The organism is Aliiglaciecola sp. M165, from assembly GCF_007197995.1.
GTDB lineage: Bacteria > Pseudomonadota > Gammaproteobacteria > Enterobacterales > Alteromonadaceae > Aliiglaciecola.
The window spans coordinates 369,511-386,015 of the sequence record NZ_VKKH01000003.1 but is presented as its reverse complement, the minus strand read 5'-3'; the positions used below and the strand labels follow the sequence as shown (position 1 = coordinate 386,015).

Genomic DNA, 16,505 nt, shown 5'->3' with positions numbered 1-16,505 from the left:
CGATTAACCCATCATTTTTTCAATTGGCATAACCAAAATGGAGCTACACCCTAGGGCTTTGAGTTTTTCCATGGTTTCCCAAAATAAGGTTTCGGAGCTTACAACGTGTATCGCTACCACATCTTGGTTATTCGCGAGAGGCAAAACCGTAGGGTTTTCTGCACCGGGTAACAAGCTTTTCACTTGTTCCAAGTACGCTTTTGGTGCATGCAGCATAATATACTTGCTTTCTTTTGCTTGCATAACGCCGTCAATCCTCGGCAATAAACGATTAATTAAAGCTTGTTTATCTTCGGTTAACTCACCATCACGCTGAATTAGCACCGCCTTAGATTTAAATATTACTGCTTCTTCCTTGAGGCCATTCGCTTCAAGAGTAGCGCCGGTAGAAACTAAATCGCAAATGGCATCGGCGACACCTGCCCGCGGCGCAACTTCAACGGAGCCGGTTAGCATGACGGCTTGTGCATCGATATCGTTTTGCTCAAAAAATCGTTCCAACAAGAAAGGATAGGTCGTGGCAATTTTAAGACCATTTAAATCCGATAACCCTGAGTAGTGAAATTCGTTAGGTACTGCGATGGATAATTGGCAGCCGCCGTAGTCAAGGCGGCGCAACGTTTTAAATTCGTGAGCTCGGTCAGACTGCTTGCGTTCTAACATCTTTTCTTCAAGCTCATTTTCACCGATAAACCCCATATCAACCACACCGTCCATAACCAGACCTGGGATATCGTCATCACGTACTAGTAACAAATCGATAGGTTGATTGGTTGAATGGGCAATTAAGAGGCGATCTCTGATTTGAAGTTTGATCCCAATGGCTTTAAGCAACGAAATACTTTCGTCACTCAGTCGTCCTTTTTTCTGCACTGCAATGCGTAGTCTCTTGCTATCGCTCATTTTATTGCCTCAATGTTGTCATCTATCTGATTAATACGTCGATCGTGTTACTTCGAATTTGTGTCAGTACAAACAAAAACCCCCAGAAGTTTCCTTCCGGGGGTTTAGAAAAATTCTGCTCCACTGGAAGGACAATAAACCTTCCAGCACGAACCTGAAAGGTTATGCTATATGATGATGCGCATGAAAACGTGTATTTGCTGCTAAACAGATCATATTCTTTGGGTTCGTTCATTTCATTAAGTAAAGACGCGACGAACATTATCCAAATGGCTTAAATAATGCAAGAGTAAACACAGCAAAACATAACAAAACCTTGCAACATTCTGTGTATTAGTTACAACAAAATGATATGAGCTTGATTTTAATCAAACCGTGAACTGATAGGTTTGTGCAAAATATGAACGAATAAAGCTAAAGTTGGTCAATAACAATACGATAGATGAGAAAGGAAAGTTAAAAACGCAAACTCGTATGATGATAAATAAAGGAGCTCTCTATGAGCAATGATCTACTGTTTTCTGTCCTACCTCGAGAAGGGAAAACCGCAATCGAGAAGGAAGAGTTGCGTGTCAAACAGGTTGATAAGGAAGCCAAGCTTCGTCGACTAAACGATGAGGAAAAAGAATTAAATGCTGAGGAACGTGAGGCCAGAGAAAAGTATTTTAAAAAATCCGATGACAATGCTGACAAAGAAGAAAAGCCAAAGGATGTTAAACCCGAGGTTGATCCAGAATTACCCACGACCGATAAGCACGGCAGAAAACATCTGGATATTTATATTTGAAGTTATAATTCCCTCTCCCTCCGCTACACTCTAATTTGTAAATCGTCGTCACGTTAAAAACATTTTGTCACTCCGTCATTCAAGAATACACGTCATTCCCCGTTCAAAAAAACGTCATCCCTCGTTCGAAAAATACGTCATCTCCGTTCAAAAAATACATCATGCACCGTTCAAAAATATACGTCATCCTCGAGTGCTCTTGTCGAGGATCTCTCAATGGCCACAGAGATCCCCGACAAGAGCACTCGGGGATGATGTAATTGTAAGGAGATGATGTTGTTGGATTGAGATGACGCAGCGGGTTGCAGACGACGTTGTTGGTTAAGAGACTACGTCATTGAAATGAGATGAAGTTGTTGGTTCTAAGTTGACGCCCCTGGACTGGCTAGGTATGAGACCCTCTATATTCGAAACAAAAAAATCCCCGCTAACGGTAAGCGGGGACAAAAACGCTCCTAGGGAGCGGGAACAATCTTTATGTTTAAAAGGTTTGTGCCAACCAGGTTTTGGCTTGGCTGCGAGCAAGACAAGATGACAGTGGTTTCTGTTCAAATCGATTTTTTTTCACGTATACAGTGTCGCTTTTGTGCAAAGACCCCTTGTTTTCCAATTCCACAGAACAACTGATGCCTTGCTGGTCTTCACTAAATAAAATCTTTACTGAATCGACTCTTTCAACGAGTAAACCGTAAGGGTATCCCTTTTCGGTAAGGCGTTTTTCCATATCTCCCGTGATTTCTGCTGATGCGATTGATGTAGCCAAAGCTGCTATAAATAAAAGCGTGTAAGCGATTAGGTTTTTCATGGTAGAGCCCTCTTATGTGTTGATGACAGGATTAAGGATAGGGCGATAATTTGTGTTGAACAAACGATAAAAACTGAACTATAGTTAAGAAAAATTTAAGTTGTATTTGCGGAGTTAATAATGAATCAGCGTCTACCACCGCTTAAATCACTTCATTTTTTTTTGACAGCAGGTAAGTTAAAAAGCTTTAAGCTTGCCGCCCAGAAATTAAATGTGACACAGGCCGCGGTTAGCCAACAAATTAAGTTGTTGGAGCAACAACTGAATGTGCAATTATTTGTCAGAGGGACACGTCAAACTGACTTAACCGCAGAAGGGCAGGCTTTACTCCCTCATATAGATGCAGGGTTTGAACATTTCCAGGAAGGGATCAGTCGATTATCCAGTGATCCAAATCCAAATATATTGCGTGTATCAACACTTTATTCATTTGTTTCTTTTTGGCTAATGCCACGCCTACAAACGTTTCAACAGGAGAACCCAGATATTATGGTGCAACTGGCTCCAAGTAACGAATTAGTTGACTTTTCTAGTGGCGACATTGATGTAGCGATTCGAATGGGAAAAGGCAATTATACAGGTGTGAAGAGTAAAGTTTTATTTAAAGAACGACTTGTTTTTGTCGCAAGTCCAGATTGTGTTGCACAAATAGACCGGCAGGATCCTAAACAGGTCTTCCAGTTGCCTTGGCTTGAAGACGTGAGCCGCAGTATCACCGCGATCTTCAACGAAACGTGCGAAAATTTCGGTATTGACCGAAGTAAAATGGTTCCGATTGTACGGTCAAATAATTCGGTGCCACTGATTGAAAACGCCGTCGCAGGACGAGGGTTTATGTTAGCTAACTATATTTTGGTATCGGACTACTTATTGAGGGGAGAGTTGGTGACTTTGTTAGACTTCAATGTAGCCAGCCCGTATTCATTATTTCTAGTTGCTCCTGAACATCATTTTTCCTGGCACAAAGTCAGCCAATTTGAAAAATGGTTGGTGCCTATTGCAAAGGAGAACTTCAGTCAATAATCAATGCCAATCAATTAACATTTCCAGCTTTTCATTTTTGTCATCTAATCCACACATCTCATCGTAAGGTGTGTTTTGCTTCAGCCAAACCTGTTCAAAATCCTGGCCATCGAAGTGTTCTTTAATTTCATTTAAGCAATGAAATGCAATGGGTTTGCCGTTATTTTTGGCTAACTCTTGCTCAGTGTTGTTTTCGACCGTGGCTAGATATGTACCGCCTTCGATAGATTCAATATGGAGTTTCATCTGTGATCCCAGTTTGCTCATTTAGCAATTTGAACGAAAAATAACCAAACTAAGATCAAACATTTATTCAACGACAGAAAAGGAGAGCCCTGCATATTTTTCTAATCGCACTAATAATGGCTCGGCCATCGCAGAGGCTGGTGTCCAAAATCCACCCTTGCGCTCATTTTTATCGATATCAAGCGCTAAGCATGCTGCCGACTCTGCCAACATTTTGCCGGTAGAACCGTAACCCGGATCTCTGTCACCTGTGACTTTGCATTGAATTTTATTACCCGAAGCCGTTTGCGCAAAAAAGCGAAGATCGTAAAAGCCTTCCAATTGTTCTTTTTCACTCGGTCCTTCACCAGGTTTGGGTAAAAATGTTTTCTCCATTAACCAGCGGGTTGGAGGCAGAGCCGCGGCCACCATGAATCCACCGAGTCCTGTTGATAGCAATCCCGCTCGCATCCCGCCTCCAGCGCCTTTGCCCATCATCATGGCTTCATCGTATATAAAATCGTCACCATAAGCGTTGCCCTGCATGGCATTGCTGCGATGCACCACACGTGTGTTGATCGCAGCCATAATAAAAGGTGCAATCCAGCTTTGAGTGTTTTCATCGAAACGTGCGGTTTTTAAGTTTTCCTGTCGGGCTTTAAAAGGATGTTCCTGCGGGCACAAGGCATACGGATTTGCCAGCATGCGTCGTAGGTCTTTGTCGGTTGTCGCTTCTTTAACCAGGTTCATCATACTTGCTACCGTGCCACCACTTGCTGCGCCTTTCATGGCTTTGACACGCATAAATATTTTTTGACAGGTTTCATTAAAGGTCGCATTAGCCTGCTTTTGGGTGTACCAAACCCCTAAATCTGATGGTATTGAATCAAAACCACAACAATGGACGATCCGTGAACCACTAATTTGCGCGACTTTTTCATAACGTTTGAGCATTCTGGCGATCCATTGAGGCTCGCCGGTTAAGTCGCAATAATCGGTTCCACTGGTCACACAGGCTTTTATAAGTGGTTCGCCGTAAAGAGCGTATGGGCCTACCGTTGATACGATAACCTTGGCCTGCTCGCACATTGCATTAAGCTGTTCTTCATTGGCTGCATCGGCGACGATGGTTGACAAAGACTGGCCATGTTCACCCAATTCGTCTTTAAGTGCTTTTAACTTCGCTTCACTTCTTCCTGCGATGGCCCAAGTTGGTGCCTTGTCGTGTTTGGGAAAGGTGTCCATCATGTAACGCACCATGATTTTGCCAACAAAACTCGTTGCACCAAATACGACTATGTCAAAGGTTTGCATGGATTCATCCTCATTATTTTTTGCTATTCAAAACTATGATTAGGCTTTGCTATAACAACCACTATGATACACATATGTAATGAATACCACGGCAAATTGCCGTTAACCCAAAAGGTGTGCTCAATGACAGTCGTTTCTAATACCCAAATTCAAATAGACAAGTCAGCATTGTCAAATGTGAAAGTTGTGAATCAAGACATCGATTCGAACGCTTTAGAGCATGATGAAGTATTACTGAAAATAGAGTCATTCGGATTTTCTGCCAACAATATTACCTATGCACTGATGGGCGATATGATGGGTTATTGGGGGTTTTTCCCCGCTGAGGAGGGTTATGGCATCTTGCCCATCTGGGGATTTGCCACCGTTGAAGCAAGCCGCTGTGACGAGGTGAAAGTGGGAGAAAAGGTCTTTGGTTATTTGCCACTGTCGTCCCATTTGGTGATTAAAGCTGGCAACATCACTCGGCAAAGCTTTTATGATGTGAGTGAAAAACGCAAGAGTATCTCGCCTGTTTACGATCAATACGTCAGAACAGCCGTTGACCCAGGTTATGATCCCAAAAATGAAGATTGGCAACTTAACTTCCGCCCATTGTTCATGACGTCTTTCGTATTGGACGACTTCGTAAGCGAACAAATTACGTCTTCGACTAAAACTGTAGTGCTGACTAGCGCTTCAAGCAAAACCGCTTACGGTGCAGGGTTTTTATTAAAACACCATGCTCAACAAAGAGGCGTCGATTACAAGGTGGTTGGGTTAACCTCAAAAGGCAATATAGCCTTTACCAAGGAAAGCGGTTGTTATGACCAAGTCCTGAGTTATGACGAATACAACATTCTTAGTAATCAACAAGACACCATAGTGCTGGATTTTGCGGGTAACAAACCCTTGTTGCTCAATATTCAAGAGCACCTGGGTGATGCTATGCAAAGCATGATTTACATCGGGGTGACAGATGTGAAATCGCAAATGAAAAAGTTTGAGGGAGAGCTAAAAGGGCACTTATTTTTCGCTCCTTCACAAGTGAAAAAACGCACGGAAGAATGGGGTGGACAAGGGTTTATGCAAAAGTATGCGGCTGCATGGATGGCGTTTGCCAAGCATATTCACCCTTTGCTCAGCACTGATCAAGTTCAAGGAACAGATGCGATTTGTCATCTCTATGTGGAAGGGCTACAAGGAAATTTTGATACACGAAAAATGTATCAGGTACGATTTTAAGGCATAAATATAACGCTCAGAAATTGTTAAGTTAAATCAAAGGGGGTTTGATAATACCACTTTGCAAACTCAACAATTTCTGAGTAGTCCAATAAGCGATTGCCTTGCTCATTAAACCTGTTGAGTGCCTTATCGTCTGGGTGACTGAAGTAGTTGCCCCGGTTGATATCCATTGGCTTCGATTTTAAATCAAGGCCCTGTTCAATTTCTTTTATCGAATCAACAATTTGTTTCGCACCCGCTGAATAAAGAGATAACACATTGTAAAGATAAGATTTTTTGCAATCGAGTGGGTGTTTAGTCGTGGATATTATATTTCCTGCATCAATCTTGTTTGAATCGATATAGTGTAAGCTTGTTCCATACTCTGTCTCTTGATTTAACATCGCCCAAAATGTTGCCATAACCCCGCGATAATTCGGCAGCAACCCAGAGTGCAGATTAATGACACCAAATTCCGGAATATCTATTATCGGTTGTTGCAAGATTTGCCCAAATCTAATGGATACAATGAGATTCGGTTTAAAGGCTGCGACAGCTGTCACTCCCGCAGCTTGATTGATGTGACTGATGTTAGCGACAGCAATGCCTTTTTGCTTGAGCCCATCAAAGCTATCCAGACAATGACTTCCCTTCTTATCTAGCTTATTTGCGAGTTGAAAAATGATGTCGTTAAACAAATGTTGTTCAAAAAACGCAAGTTCATTGAGCTGGGCAGGTAAGTCGCTGGTTGAACCGACTTTTGAAGACAATAAAATGGAATAGGTATGCTGTGGTGCGGCGTTAAGCAATAAATTAATCGCTAGATTGCTGGCCAAATCTTTATTTGCCAAAATCAAGATGCGCATAATTTAGCCCTCCATTTGTGGATCCACATATTCGCTTAATTTAACGAATAGCTATTTTTTATCATCCCCGTCGTCGAGACTATCATCGTGAGAGTCGTCTTTTTTCGAGGAGGGGGTTAGCGATTTTTTAGGCTTCTCGAATTTCATTTTTGCACTATATTTTAACAGCATAATATTGCCAACAATAATCCCCAAAGCGACCAATAAACTAATGATTAACCATGTGTTCATGCGGCGCCCCCGTTAAGCGTATAACGCTTGAATAATGCTTCTAAGTGTCGCAGTAAGGTGGCCTTTCCGCCAATTTCTGTTTTTTCGATCTGCTGATGTAACGCCACAATATCCAAGGAATTGACGATTTGGCTCGATACTGGCTCGTAGCTTAGATGCCATGCTTCGGGAGCGACCCCACCATTGTACGAAGCGTAAGGGCGGATAAAGCCAAATTCAGACGCTCTTTCGTTAAGCCAGCAGTTCAGCTCGTAACAGGGGCCGCCTGGTTGATATTCCTGGCTAATCAACTGAAAGGGCTTTTTGCTTCGTTTGCTACTATCCCGATCAAATACGTCAAAATCCGTACCCCAATGATGACGACTGCCCCCTGGCATTGCTGACCAGCTCATAATGGCGTGAATTTTCGCCAAATCATCTAGCTTAGCGCCATTGATGAGCTCATTTTCAATACTGTAAAGTGGCAACTCGCCTATCCATTTGCGTTGCCAGATTGACAACTGCTTTTTAAAATCGCGGAAGCTGCTAACCAATTGTAAATCTATGTTGTCGGCATGTGCGGCATCTTGCATGGCTAAAAAAGCATGCTTAGTCGCTTTTTCCAGTCCATGTATATCATCGATAGGTTGAATGTGTTCGTCGGTCAGACCTAGCCAATGACGAGCAGTTAAGTTCACGAGAGTAATCGCCTCAAGATGTCGTAATAAATATCAGTTAAGGTATTCAAATCATCCATTTTTACACACTCATCAACTTTATGAATGGTTGCGTTGACCGGCCCCAATTCAATAACTTGAGCACCGGTTGGCGCTATGAATCGACCATCAGATGTGCCGCCTGCGGTCGACAGTTCAGTGTTTAAGCCCGTTATCGCCTGAATAGCATGCTGAGTTGCTTCGACCAGGGGGCCGGAATCGGTTAAAAAGGGTTGGCCGTTGAACGTCCATTTGATGTCATACTCTACACCATGACGATCCAATACTTCATAAACACGCTCAATTAATTGTTTGTCGGTTACTTCGGTGGAAAACCGGAAGTTAAAACACACACTGAGCTCGCCTGGAATAACATTGCCAGCGCCAGTTCCGCCGTTGATATTGGAGATTTGAAAGCTCGTTGGTGGGAAAAATGCGTTACCATCATCCCAATGAGTTTGGGCTAATTCTGCTAAGGCCGGCGAGGCCACATGCACTGGATTTCTCGCCAAGTGTGGATACGCAACGTGGCCTTGAACGCCTTTTACCACTAGATCTCCGGTTAAGGAGCCGCGGCGTCCGTTTTTGACAATGTCCCCGATCTTTTCTGTGCTTGAAGGCTCTCCAACTAAACACCAGTCGATCTTTTCATTTCGCGCTTCCAATGTATCGATGACTTTAGTGGTGCCATTTATGAAGGGACCTTCTTCGTCACTGGTAGTTAAAAAGGCAATGCTGCCTTGGTGGTTTGGAAAATCCTTAACAAAACGCTCGGTTGCCACCAACATCGCGGCAAGACTACCTTTCATATCGGCTGCACCGCGACCATACAAAAAGTCGCCTTTTTCTGTCGCTTCAAATGGCGCTGTAAGCCAATTTTCTTCAGGGCCAGAGGGAACAACGTCGGTATGACCGGCAAAGCAAAACAGCGGCCCAGTGGTTCCTTTTCTTGCCCACATATTGGTGGTGTCATGAAAAACCATGGATTCGATATTAAATCCTAATGGAGCCAATATTTCCGCCATCATCTCCTGACAACCGGCATCTTCAGGTGTTACTGAGCGGCGATTAATGAGGTCTTTGGTTAAATCTATGGTTTTTGAAGTCATGAAAAAATGGCCTCATACTCAGCAGGCTTAAATCCAAGATAGGCTTGTTCTTGATGCATTAACAACGGGCGCTTGATCATGGCAGGCGCTTCAAGCATTAACAGTATAGCTTTTTGCGCATTTAAATCAGATTTTTGCTCGTCACTTAATTTCCGAAAAGTTGTTCCCCGTTGATTCAGCAGTTTCTCCCAACCCACAAGGGACTCCATCTGCACCAACCACTGCTCATCGATACCGTCGACGCGATAGTCATGAAATACGTAATCTATGCCATTTTGCTCCAACCATTTTTTGGCTTTTTTAATAGTGTCGCAATTTTTAATACCAAACATCTTTGTCATTGGGGGTTTTAGTCTCTAGAAAATAAGTGATATGAATATAACGGTTTGTGAACAGGAGAGTAAATCCGTTTTTAAACAATGACAGAAAAAAGTACATCCTCCAGGGCAGTGACCTTGCGCTGGTTTAATAGGATACCCTGGACTTTATCACTGTTTAGCAGGGTGACAGCAAATTTAGGATCATCTAACGACTGACGCAATTTTCTGCCATCGAACTCCAGTAGTACTTGGCCTTGTCTGACCTTTTGTGCCACCTTGACTTTGCGTTTAAAACCTTCGCCATATAAACGATGGGCATTAACGCCACATTGAATATGCAGGCGCAAGCCATGTTTGTCGCGTAACCGAATGTGCGCGGCAGTCATGGGGAACTCAGTGACTACACAATCAAATGGCGCGACCACCTGAAACCCGCTCACTTCAATGGCTGCGCCTTCGCCAAAAATGCGCTGGCTTAGGGTTAGGTTGCTGAATGCATCTAAAGGTTGGACATTTCCACTGACAGGAGAAAGCACATCTATTTTCTTTTTATGCGGCGGAATATTATCGCCGTCAAGCAAACAGGAAAGCAGGCTCATTACAAAATGACTTTATATCCGTCTTGTTCAAGCGCAGATGCAGCGGTGTTGAGATCTTTTTGTTTCACCAGGAAAAAATCAGTTTCAAATGTGGAAACGATAAAGATGCTGACTTTTGCGGCGGCTAAAACATTGCCAATTTGCGCCATGATCCCGACCATGGATAATTCAAGTGGCCCTAACACCTCCAACACACGCCAGTCTTCATCGCATTCTTCCGAGTCAACCTGCACAGTCTGGGGTACCACAATTGACAATTCATCGTGGGTTTTGCCAATGAAATACAGGGATGCATTCAGTACCTGAGAGGGGATCTCTGCGTGAACAGGTAAGCTATGGATCACGAATTTATCAGGCAAGGCAGCAAGCGTCTGTTTCGGCATATTTATTCCTTTATATTTGGTCTATCATTTTGCGTTAGCTATTATGTAAGTCAAGGGTTGAAATTCAGACTCAGTAAAAAAGGTGAAAAATATACTCGTTTAAGGTTATCCACTGATTCTGTGGATAACCTTGTGCAGGAAACTTTATATCTTTATTAAGAATATGATAATTAAGGATTTATTCCAGCTGTGTGTTTTTGCATCACGGGCGTTTTCAGCGCCGAGGAAATCAACAACTAACAGGAAAGCCAATTATGTCTGATGGTCAAGTGGGTTCAGTGGTTTGGACTGATATCACAGTAGAAAATGCGTCAGGGCTCAAAGATTTTTACCAGCAAGTAGTAGGGTGGAAGGTTAACCCAGTCAGCATGGGAGATTATGAAGATTATTCCATGCAATTACCTGGAAATGGCCAGGACACCGTAGGCATTTGTCATGCCCGAGGCGGAAACGCAGACTTACCTTCTCAATGGTTATTGTATTTTAAAGTTGCCAATCTAGATGAGTCCCTTGAAGCGGTCGAAAACATGGGCGGTAAAACAGTGTCATCAATGAAAACCTACGGGGGCGAAAGTCGCTACATCATCATTCAGGATCCTGCCGGGGCAGTGTGCGCGTTGTTTGAGGATAATTCGGGTTCAAGTTGATATAGATAAAGCCAAACATATGGGTTCTTCCATCTGATAACATAAACTTCCGTTTTCAGTGAAAGGCTTTTCGCCCGTATATGGATTCGTATATTGGTCCTTTTCAAGGATCCTCTCTATGCCATTGTGCTCCAATTCAATCAGGATATTGAGCAAATATAGCTTTAGGTCCGCTTCGATAGCGTCATCGTAAATATCTAAAAATCTGGGGGCAATTGTAGTAGCTAGTATTGAACCAACAATATTTCGAGGGTTCATTAACGGGATTAAAAACATATGCTTACTAATACTACGCCAACTATCATAGTGTTTTTCTCGTTCAATACCCTTTTCAGTAAGCTCCTCAAGCAGCACACTTTTTTCAGGTGACTCAATCAGATCATATTGTAATCTTTCGTATAGTCTGTTGTTTGTTGCGTTCTCTTTATAACGCAGCTTTGCAGTCATTCTGTTTAAATGACTGTTTTCTTCGATTTGGTTCGCAATTGATTCGAATTTTAAGGAATGATAGCCATCAGCAAACATATTTATATGCATCTGATTATTAGATAATTCCTCCATGCTTAAGGGGGGCAATTGATTTCGCAACTGTTGCCATTGGTTAAAGTCTGAAGCAATCAAATGCTGAATTATTGGAATATAAAGAGCTTGAACGTTTACGATAAATGAAATAAAAAAGCTCCCTTTTCCAGAGTGTTCCATTAGTTTCCGATCGATATGAATGAGCGAGCTTAGATTTTGGGAAACTGTTGTATGGTCTTTGTCCAAATATGCGTTGTAGGTGTCAATCGCAGCAATGTTAAACATGAACCGCAGTTGATTAAGGTCTTGTTGAGTTGCCATCGAGTTGATATGGCTAAAATTCGAGAGTTCGCTTAGAGAAATTAACTTTTTAATTCGTTGTGCATGCAAATTGATAGTAGGTTCGATTTTTGAACGGTTTAGCTTAAGTTGTTCAAAACACTTCTCTTCATCAAAAGTGCAAAATAGTGAATTCTCGTGGAAGTCAAAATAGCCAGGAATTTCAGGATATGTTATTAACCTTTCGTCGTCCACAAATCCATTTTTGATGTGCTTAACGGAGTCTTCATATCGATTAACCGCCAATTCATATGCATTTTCTGAATCACTTCCTAAAGCAATAAATTCAATGAAAATGTTCTTATCTAGATTTGCAGGTTTTGAATAATATTCTATCCATTTTTGTGCTTCCGGGTTTAGCTTCTCGTCACTAAAAAAATAATAAATTGCGGCTATAAAAACCGCCAAGGTTATCAATACTATCGTCCTTGAACGCATTTGTTGCCTCTTGTGAAAAAATGCAATGAGCTGTAATTGTATTCTAACAGCACTCTTAAATATGCTGCTGAGAAATATTAATTTAAACCAAAAAACATTGGTCGTTGAAAAAGCAAATATAAGACTATCAATAACTTAAATACAAAGAATCGCTACTTTGTCTTGCAATAGCCTTATTGATTGATACATTAGCTCCATTACAGTAACCGTTGATAGGCAAACGTGCACGTTTTAGATTTATATGCAGGGCCAACCGCGCTCAAAGCCATTGAACAAAATGGACTCGATCAATCTTTGTTTGATTACATGCTGGGGGCTTCTGGCGGGCCTAAATGGTTTGTGCTGGCGGGGTTGGACAGGGTTGTTTTCTCGCAATTCTTTGCCAATAGAGAAAGACCGTTAAACATCATTGGCTCGTCTGCAGGTGCTTTTCGCTTTGCATGTTTTGGTCAAAACGATCCCCTAGCGGCCATAAATCGATTGGCCGAACGTTATTCCAATGTTACTTATTCTGCCAAACCGTCTATTCGAGAAATTACCTTATCGAGCCTGGAACTGCTTGACTATGTATTAGGCGAAAATGGCATTGAAGAAATCATCAATAATCCCATCATTAAAGCTCACTTTATTGTGGCTCGTTGTAAAGGTTTGACGCGATTCGAGAGTAAACCATTGCAAATGACAGGGTTACTAGCCAGTGCTGGTGCCAATGCAGTTAAACGTACCTTTTTACAGCGCTTTTATGAGCGTTACGTGTTTGCTTCACCTACTAGTGAATTGCAAATTGACGATCCGAACAAGATGCCAACCTATACCATCAATTTAGCCAAAAATAATTTAGCCCAAGCTCTGATGGCTTCGGGTTCCATTCCCATCGTCATTGAAGGGGTTGAGAATATCAATGGTGCACCAAAAGGAATGTATCGCGATGGTGGAATTATTGATTATCATTTTGATTTAACCTTTGGTCCTCAAAAGGGCCTTGTGTTTTATCCACATTTTTATCCGCGTCCCATTCCAGGTTGGTTTGATAAATCATTAAAAAGAAGACTCCCGCACAAAAGCAGTTACGACAAAGTGGTCATGGCGGTGCCTAGCTCAGAATTTATTGCATCACTACCGTATCAAAAGATCCCTGACCGAAAAGATTTTGAAACTATGCCAACAGAGCAGCGTATTGAATATTGGCAAACGGTCATCAAAAAGAGCGATCAACTCGGTGACGCCTTTATGCAAATGACACAAGATCCTAACGTTGCTGCTAAAGTGAAACCTTTTGCATTTTAACGACTTGCGAATGAATAATGAGCAAACAAGTTAATAGGAGCAAAAAAGCGCTTGAACAACAGCATTAGCATCGTTATTATACGCGCCGCTTAACACATTCGTGTTGAGTGTCTTGACAAAGTGCGTCCGTAGCTCAGTTGGTTAGAGCACCACCTTGACATGGTGGGGGTCGGTAGTTCGAGTCTACTCGGACGCACCATTTTTTCATAATAAAATCATATGTTTATACTTTTAGGCTCCGTGCTTTTGTCATTTTCGAGTGTGTCAAAGTGAGTCAGGCTATATTTACATCGATTATCATCTAAGTTATTGTATTTACTGGTGTGTCACCAGTGTGTCATTTGAGATTTTCTCGTTCTTGAATTTCCCAAATTTTCACTGAGTGTGTCAAAAGTGTGTCAAGAACAACTTCATGGACAGCCATAATATTTTGAATATTATGATTTGCATTTCCTTTCCGTTTTGCGCGTGACTTCGACTCTTTTAACTTGGCGAATATGCATAATTTTCATGAATTGGAAAACTTCAACGTGCGAAATGGAGTGAAATTACCGTTTTTAATGCAGCCTAAATTGGCGCGTTTAGCGCTTTTAAGACTAGGAAGGTTTGAATCGTGGTAAGCGTCTCTAATGAGATTGTCGTCTTTGCCTTCTGTGTTTTCTGTGTGTGTCCAATGTGGTCACATTTCCGGCCGCCACACTGAAATGTCGTTCAAATTCAGACGTTAATCTCTCCCAGAGTGTTTCATCAATTCCGAGTCGCAACAGAATAGGGGATTGATTGATATCTATCGCGCCGCGTTTATGAGAATGCAGAATTTTGCCAGATTGCTCTACCAAGTTGATGTAGTCTATCAGGTTGAATGTTAGGCCATGGGGTAGGGTTTGCCGCGGATTACCCACAAAGGGCATTAGTGTTCTGGGCTCATAGCCTCGTTTAAGGTCTTGGATGCGTCGTCTAATGCTGGTGTGCTCTGACGTTTCAGGTGTTTTTGCCATGTTAGCACGGATTGGATTTAGGTCGACATACGCCATGCAGGCAGCCAGTGCATGTTCATCCAGTAATGCTTGTGATTTAAATCGTCCTTCCCAGAAATGGCCAGTGCAGTTGTCTTCTTGGTTGGCTTGACGGGCAATGGGTTCGTTTAATTCCCGCATAAACCAGCTGATATCCATGAGTCTCTGTCGGTAAATGGCAAGAGTCGACGCAAGCGTTAACTTTTCAGCGTCACACAATGAATCAGCACCTTCGGACGCAAATCGCTGAGTAAGCAGTGTACCCTTGTGGAGTTTGTGCCATCGAAGACAAATGTCTTTATCAGACAAACCGTTTGCTTTCTCTGTATTGACAAATAACACCACATGAAAATGATTGTTCATTATGGCGTATGCGCACACGTCGATGGCAAAGGCCGTTGACAAAAATAACAGGCGGTCTTCTACCCATTGCCTGCGATGTTCATAAGATTGACCGGAATAGGCATCTTCCCCACACAAAAACGCTCGGCGCACACAACGTGAAACACAATGATAGTAGGGAGTGTCTTCTAAACTTATCTGGCGCTTCCTTGGCAATGGCATGTCAGTTTCCTTTTACACTAGTCACTCAAGCTTAGTTGATTGGGTTAACTCGATGGTATAGTTTGTGGCTGTCCACTCTTCTTCGTTTTGAGCCAAGCGATATCCTATTTTGAGGTGGCATTTGCGCAAGGTGAGTCTGGCAGTCTGACGCGGACGGTCAAGGCCGCGCTCCGCACCACCGCTCTCTATGACCCGGTCCAATGGTCGATAATTCGAGTCTACTCAGACGCACCAATTTCCGTGCAAATTCATCGAAACGAAATGTTGAGCGAAGTGAAATCCAATTTTAAGGTGACATTTGCGCAAGCTGAGTTTGGTTGTGCGAAATAATCTAATATGTCCAATCAAAAAGACGCCTTAAATAGACGTCTCCATATAGTGGATTTATAAACTGATTTATCAATAGGCAACTAACTTTGTTGATTTTGTCCGGTAAGTCGTTTAATTCGCAGGTCTAAAACTTCTCTGCGCACGCCATAATCCGGATCATGGGTTCGGTCTTGTAGCAGTGAACTGGCAAGTTCTTCGTTTTCGCCAAATTCGACCACAAAGTAAACAGAAAAACGACGTACCCACTGATCTGGGTGGTGTTTTGCAGACCAGGCAAAGAACTCGACGGTCTCGTGGTCTTGTCCTGGCATCCAAGCTAGTGTGTATGGGATGGTGCTCTTAGAGCCTTCTTTAGCTGACGCGGCCAGGGCTTCAAACAATGCATTTTTTATATTGGGAATATGTTCTTTTACATCTAACCAAAACTGACGCCTTTTTTCAGGAAATCCACTTTCTTCATCGTGGGTAAACTTAACGTTCACAGCGGAAAACGCCGAGGCAATTTTCACCCTCTGTGTTCTATCTGGATGTGCAAACAAAGGAAGTATCAAACCTGGCGATTCATCTTCGAAAAATACCTTGCGGACCAATGCTTCTTCTTTTAAGAAATCCGTCGTGATTTTTACGGATTCAGTCTCGTCTAACTGTTTGCCAACTGTTTTGGATGCGTCAAGGGGATATGCATTGGAGTACTGCAATGTTGTAGCATACTTTTTAACAAAACTTGGTGGCTCGGCAAATAAAACTGGACGGGCACCTAAGCCAGCCAATGCATAAACGAGAAAAGCACCCACAACAATTGCCACGGCGGCCGTTGCCATGAATATTTTTTTTAGCGTAGCGCCAATGATCATAATGTTGTCCTTATGTAAAAAAAGCGAGAATTTAGAAATTAG

19 protein-coding genes, 1 tRNA gene and 1 other annotated feature are annotated in these 16,505 nt (G+C 42.4%); of the genes, 6 read left to right on the top strand and 14 right to left on the bottom strand.

The window, feature by feature from the left end; all coding sequences use genetic code 11:
* Positions 1–3 precede the first annotated feature (3 nt).
* Entirely contained in the window at positions 4–903 is a 900-nt protein-coding gene (gene hisG / locus FM019_RS07305) for an ATP phosphoribosyltransferase (protein WP_143835265.1), read from the bottom strand.
* 70 nt (positions 904–973) lie between these two features.
* Positions 974–1,090: a sequence feature (His leader region), on the bottom strand.
* A gap of 312 nt (positions 1,091–1,402) precedes the next feature.
* Here hisG and FM019_RS07300 point away from each other — a divergent pair.
* On the top strand, positions 1,403–1,690 hold the full coding sequence (locus tag FM019_RS07300) for a hypothetical protein (RefSeq protein WP_143835264.1): 288 nt from the start codon (positions 1,403–1,405) through the stop codon (positions 1,688–1,690).
* A gap of 481 nt (positions 1,691–2,171) precedes the next feature.
* Here FM019_RS07300 and FM019_RS07295 read toward each other — a convergent pair whose 3' ends face one another.
* A complete protein-coding gene (locus tag FM019_RS07295; RefSeq protein WP_143835263.1) occupies positions 2,172–2,495 on the bottom strand; it encodes a hypothetical protein in 324 nt (107 codons plus the stop codon).
* Between the two features lie 120 nt (positions 2,496–2,615).
* Between FM019_RS07295 and FM019_RS07290 the strand changes: the two genes are divergently transcribed.
* A complete protein-coding gene (locus FM019_RS07290; RefSeq protein ID WP_143835262.1) occupies positions 2,616–3,518 on the top strand; it encodes a LysR substrate-binding domain-containing protein in 903 nt (300 codons plus the stop codon).
* Here the strand turns inward: FM019_RS07290 and FM019_RS07285 are convergent, their stop codons facing one another.
* On the bottom strand, positions 3,519–3,764 hold the full coding sequence (locus FM019_RS07285) for a DUF6482 family protein (protein ID WP_143835261.1): 246 nt from the start codon (positions 3,762–3,764) through the stop codon (positions 3,519–3,521).
* Positions 3,765–3,827: 63 nt separating this feature from the next.
* The gene (locus FM019_RS07280; protein WP_143835260.1) at positions 3,828–5,057 is read right to left on the bottom strand and encodes a saccharopine dehydrogenase family protein; all 1,230 of its coding nucleotides are present in this window, start codon (positions 5,055–5,057) and stop codon (positions 3,828–3,830) included.
* Positions 5,058–5,180: 123 nt separating this feature from the next.
* Between FM019_RS07280 and FM019_RS07275 the strand changes: the two genes are divergently transcribed.
* Positions 5,181–6,281 carry a DUF2855 family protein gene (locus FM019_RS07275; protein ID WP_143835259.1) on the top strand — a complete coding sequence of 367 codons (1,101 nt, stop codon included), beginning with the start codon at positions 5,181–5,183 and terminating at the stop codon, positions 6,279–6,281.
* Positions 6,282–6,307: 26 nt separating this feature from the next.
* On the opposite strand, the gene FM019_RS07270 is transcribed toward FM019_RS07275, so the two are convergent.
* From FM019_RS07270 to FM019_RS07240, 7 genes are all read right to left on the bottom strand, one after another.
* Positions 6,308–7,129 carry a formyl transferase gene (locus tag FM019_RS07270; RefSeq protein WP_143835258.1) on the bottom strand — a complete coding sequence of 274 codons (822 nt, stop codon included), beginning with the start codon at positions 7,127–7,129 and terminating at the stop codon, positions 6,308–6,310.
* A 51-nt stretch (positions 7,130–7,180) separates the two neighbouring features.
* Complete coding sequence (locus FM019_RS07265; protein ID WP_143835257.1) at positions 7,181–7,360, bottom strand: DUF2897 family protein; 180 nt, start codon at positions 7,358–7,360, stop codon at positions 7,181–7,183.
* Positions 7,357–8,037 carry a M15 family metallopeptidase gene (locus tag FM019_RS07260; protein WP_143835256.1) on the bottom strand — a complete coding sequence of 227 codons (681 nt, stop codon included), beginning with the start codon at positions 8,035–8,037 and terminating at the stop codon, positions 7,357–7,359. The genes FM019_RS07265 and FM019_RS07260 overlap by 4 nt, the downstream gene beginning before the upstream one ends.
* A complete protein-coding gene (gene dapE / locus FM019_RS07255; protein WP_143835255.1) occupies positions 8,034–9,164 on the bottom strand; it encodes a succinyl-diaminopimelate desuccinylase in 1,131 nt (376 codons plus the stop codon). The genes FM019_RS07260 and dapE overlap by 4 nt, the downstream gene beginning before the upstream one ends.
* Complete coding sequence (locus FM019_RS07250; RefSeq protein ID WP_185969219.1) at positions 9,161–9,505, bottom strand: ArsC family reductase; 345 nt, start codon at positions 9,503–9,505, stop codon at positions 9,161–9,163. Before FM019_RS07250 ends, dapE begins: the two co-directional genes overlap by 4 nt.
* Positions 9,506–9,576: 71 nt before the next feature.
* Entirely contained in the window at positions 9,577–10,083 is a 507-nt protein-coding gene (locus FM019_RS07245) for a PTS glucose transporter subunit IIA (protein ID WP_143835254.1), read from the bottom strand.
* On the bottom strand, positions 10,083–10,466 hold the full coding sequence (locus FM019_RS07240) for an ACT domain-containing protein (RefSeq protein ID WP_143835253.1): 384 nt from the start codon (positions 10,464–10,466) through the stop codon (positions 10,083–10,085). The genes FM019_RS07245 and FM019_RS07240 overlap by 1 nt, the downstream gene beginning before the upstream one ends.
* 254 nt (positions 10,467–10,720) lie before the next feature.
* Between FM019_RS07240 and FM019_RS07235 the strand changes: the two genes are divergently transcribed.
* Entirely contained in the window at positions 10,721–11,113 is a 393-nt protein-coding gene (locus tag FM019_RS07235; RefSeq protein WP_143835252.1) for a VOC family protein, read from the top strand.
* Here FM019_RS07235 and FM019_RS07230 read toward each other — a convergent pair.
* Entirely contained in the window at positions 11,105–12,412 is a 1,308-nt protein-coding gene (locus FM019_RS07230) for a hypothetical protein (protein ID WP_143835251.1), read from the bottom strand. The genes FM019_RS07235 and FM019_RS07230 overlap by 9 nt on opposite strands.
* A gap of 222 nt (positions 12,413–12,634) precedes the next feature.
* On the opposite strand from FM019_RS07230, the gene FM019_RS07225 reads away from it, so the two are divergent.
* Both FM019_RS07225 and FM019_RS07220 read left to right on the top strand, forming a co-directional pair.
* The gene (locus FM019_RS07225; protein ID WP_143835250.1) at positions 12,635–13,699 is read left to right on the top strand and encodes a patatin-like phospholipase family protein; all 1,065 of its coding nucleotides are present in this window, start codon (positions 12,635–12,637) and stop codon (positions 13,697–13,699) included.
* Positions 13,700–13,821: 122 nt separating this feature from the next.
* Positions 13,822–13,898, top strand: a tRNA-Val gene (locus FM019_RS07220).
* A 427-nt stretch (positions 13,899–14,325) separates the two neighbouring features.
* Here the strand turns inward: FM019_RS07220 and FM019_RS07215 are convergent.
* Positions 14,326–15,279 (bottom strand): transposase, encoded by a 954-nt coding sequence (locus FM019_RS07215; protein ID WP_143835249.1) that lies wholly within the window; start codon positions 15,277–15,279, stop codon positions 14,326–14,328.
* 410 nt (positions 15,280–15,689) lie between these two features.
* Positions 15,690–16,463 (bottom strand): hypothetical protein, encoded by a 774-nt coding sequence (locus tag FM019_RS07210; RefSeq protein WP_143835248.1) that lies wholly within the window; start codon positions 16,461–16,463, stop codon positions 15,690–15,692.
* Positions 16,464–16,505 lie beyond the last annotated feature (42 nt).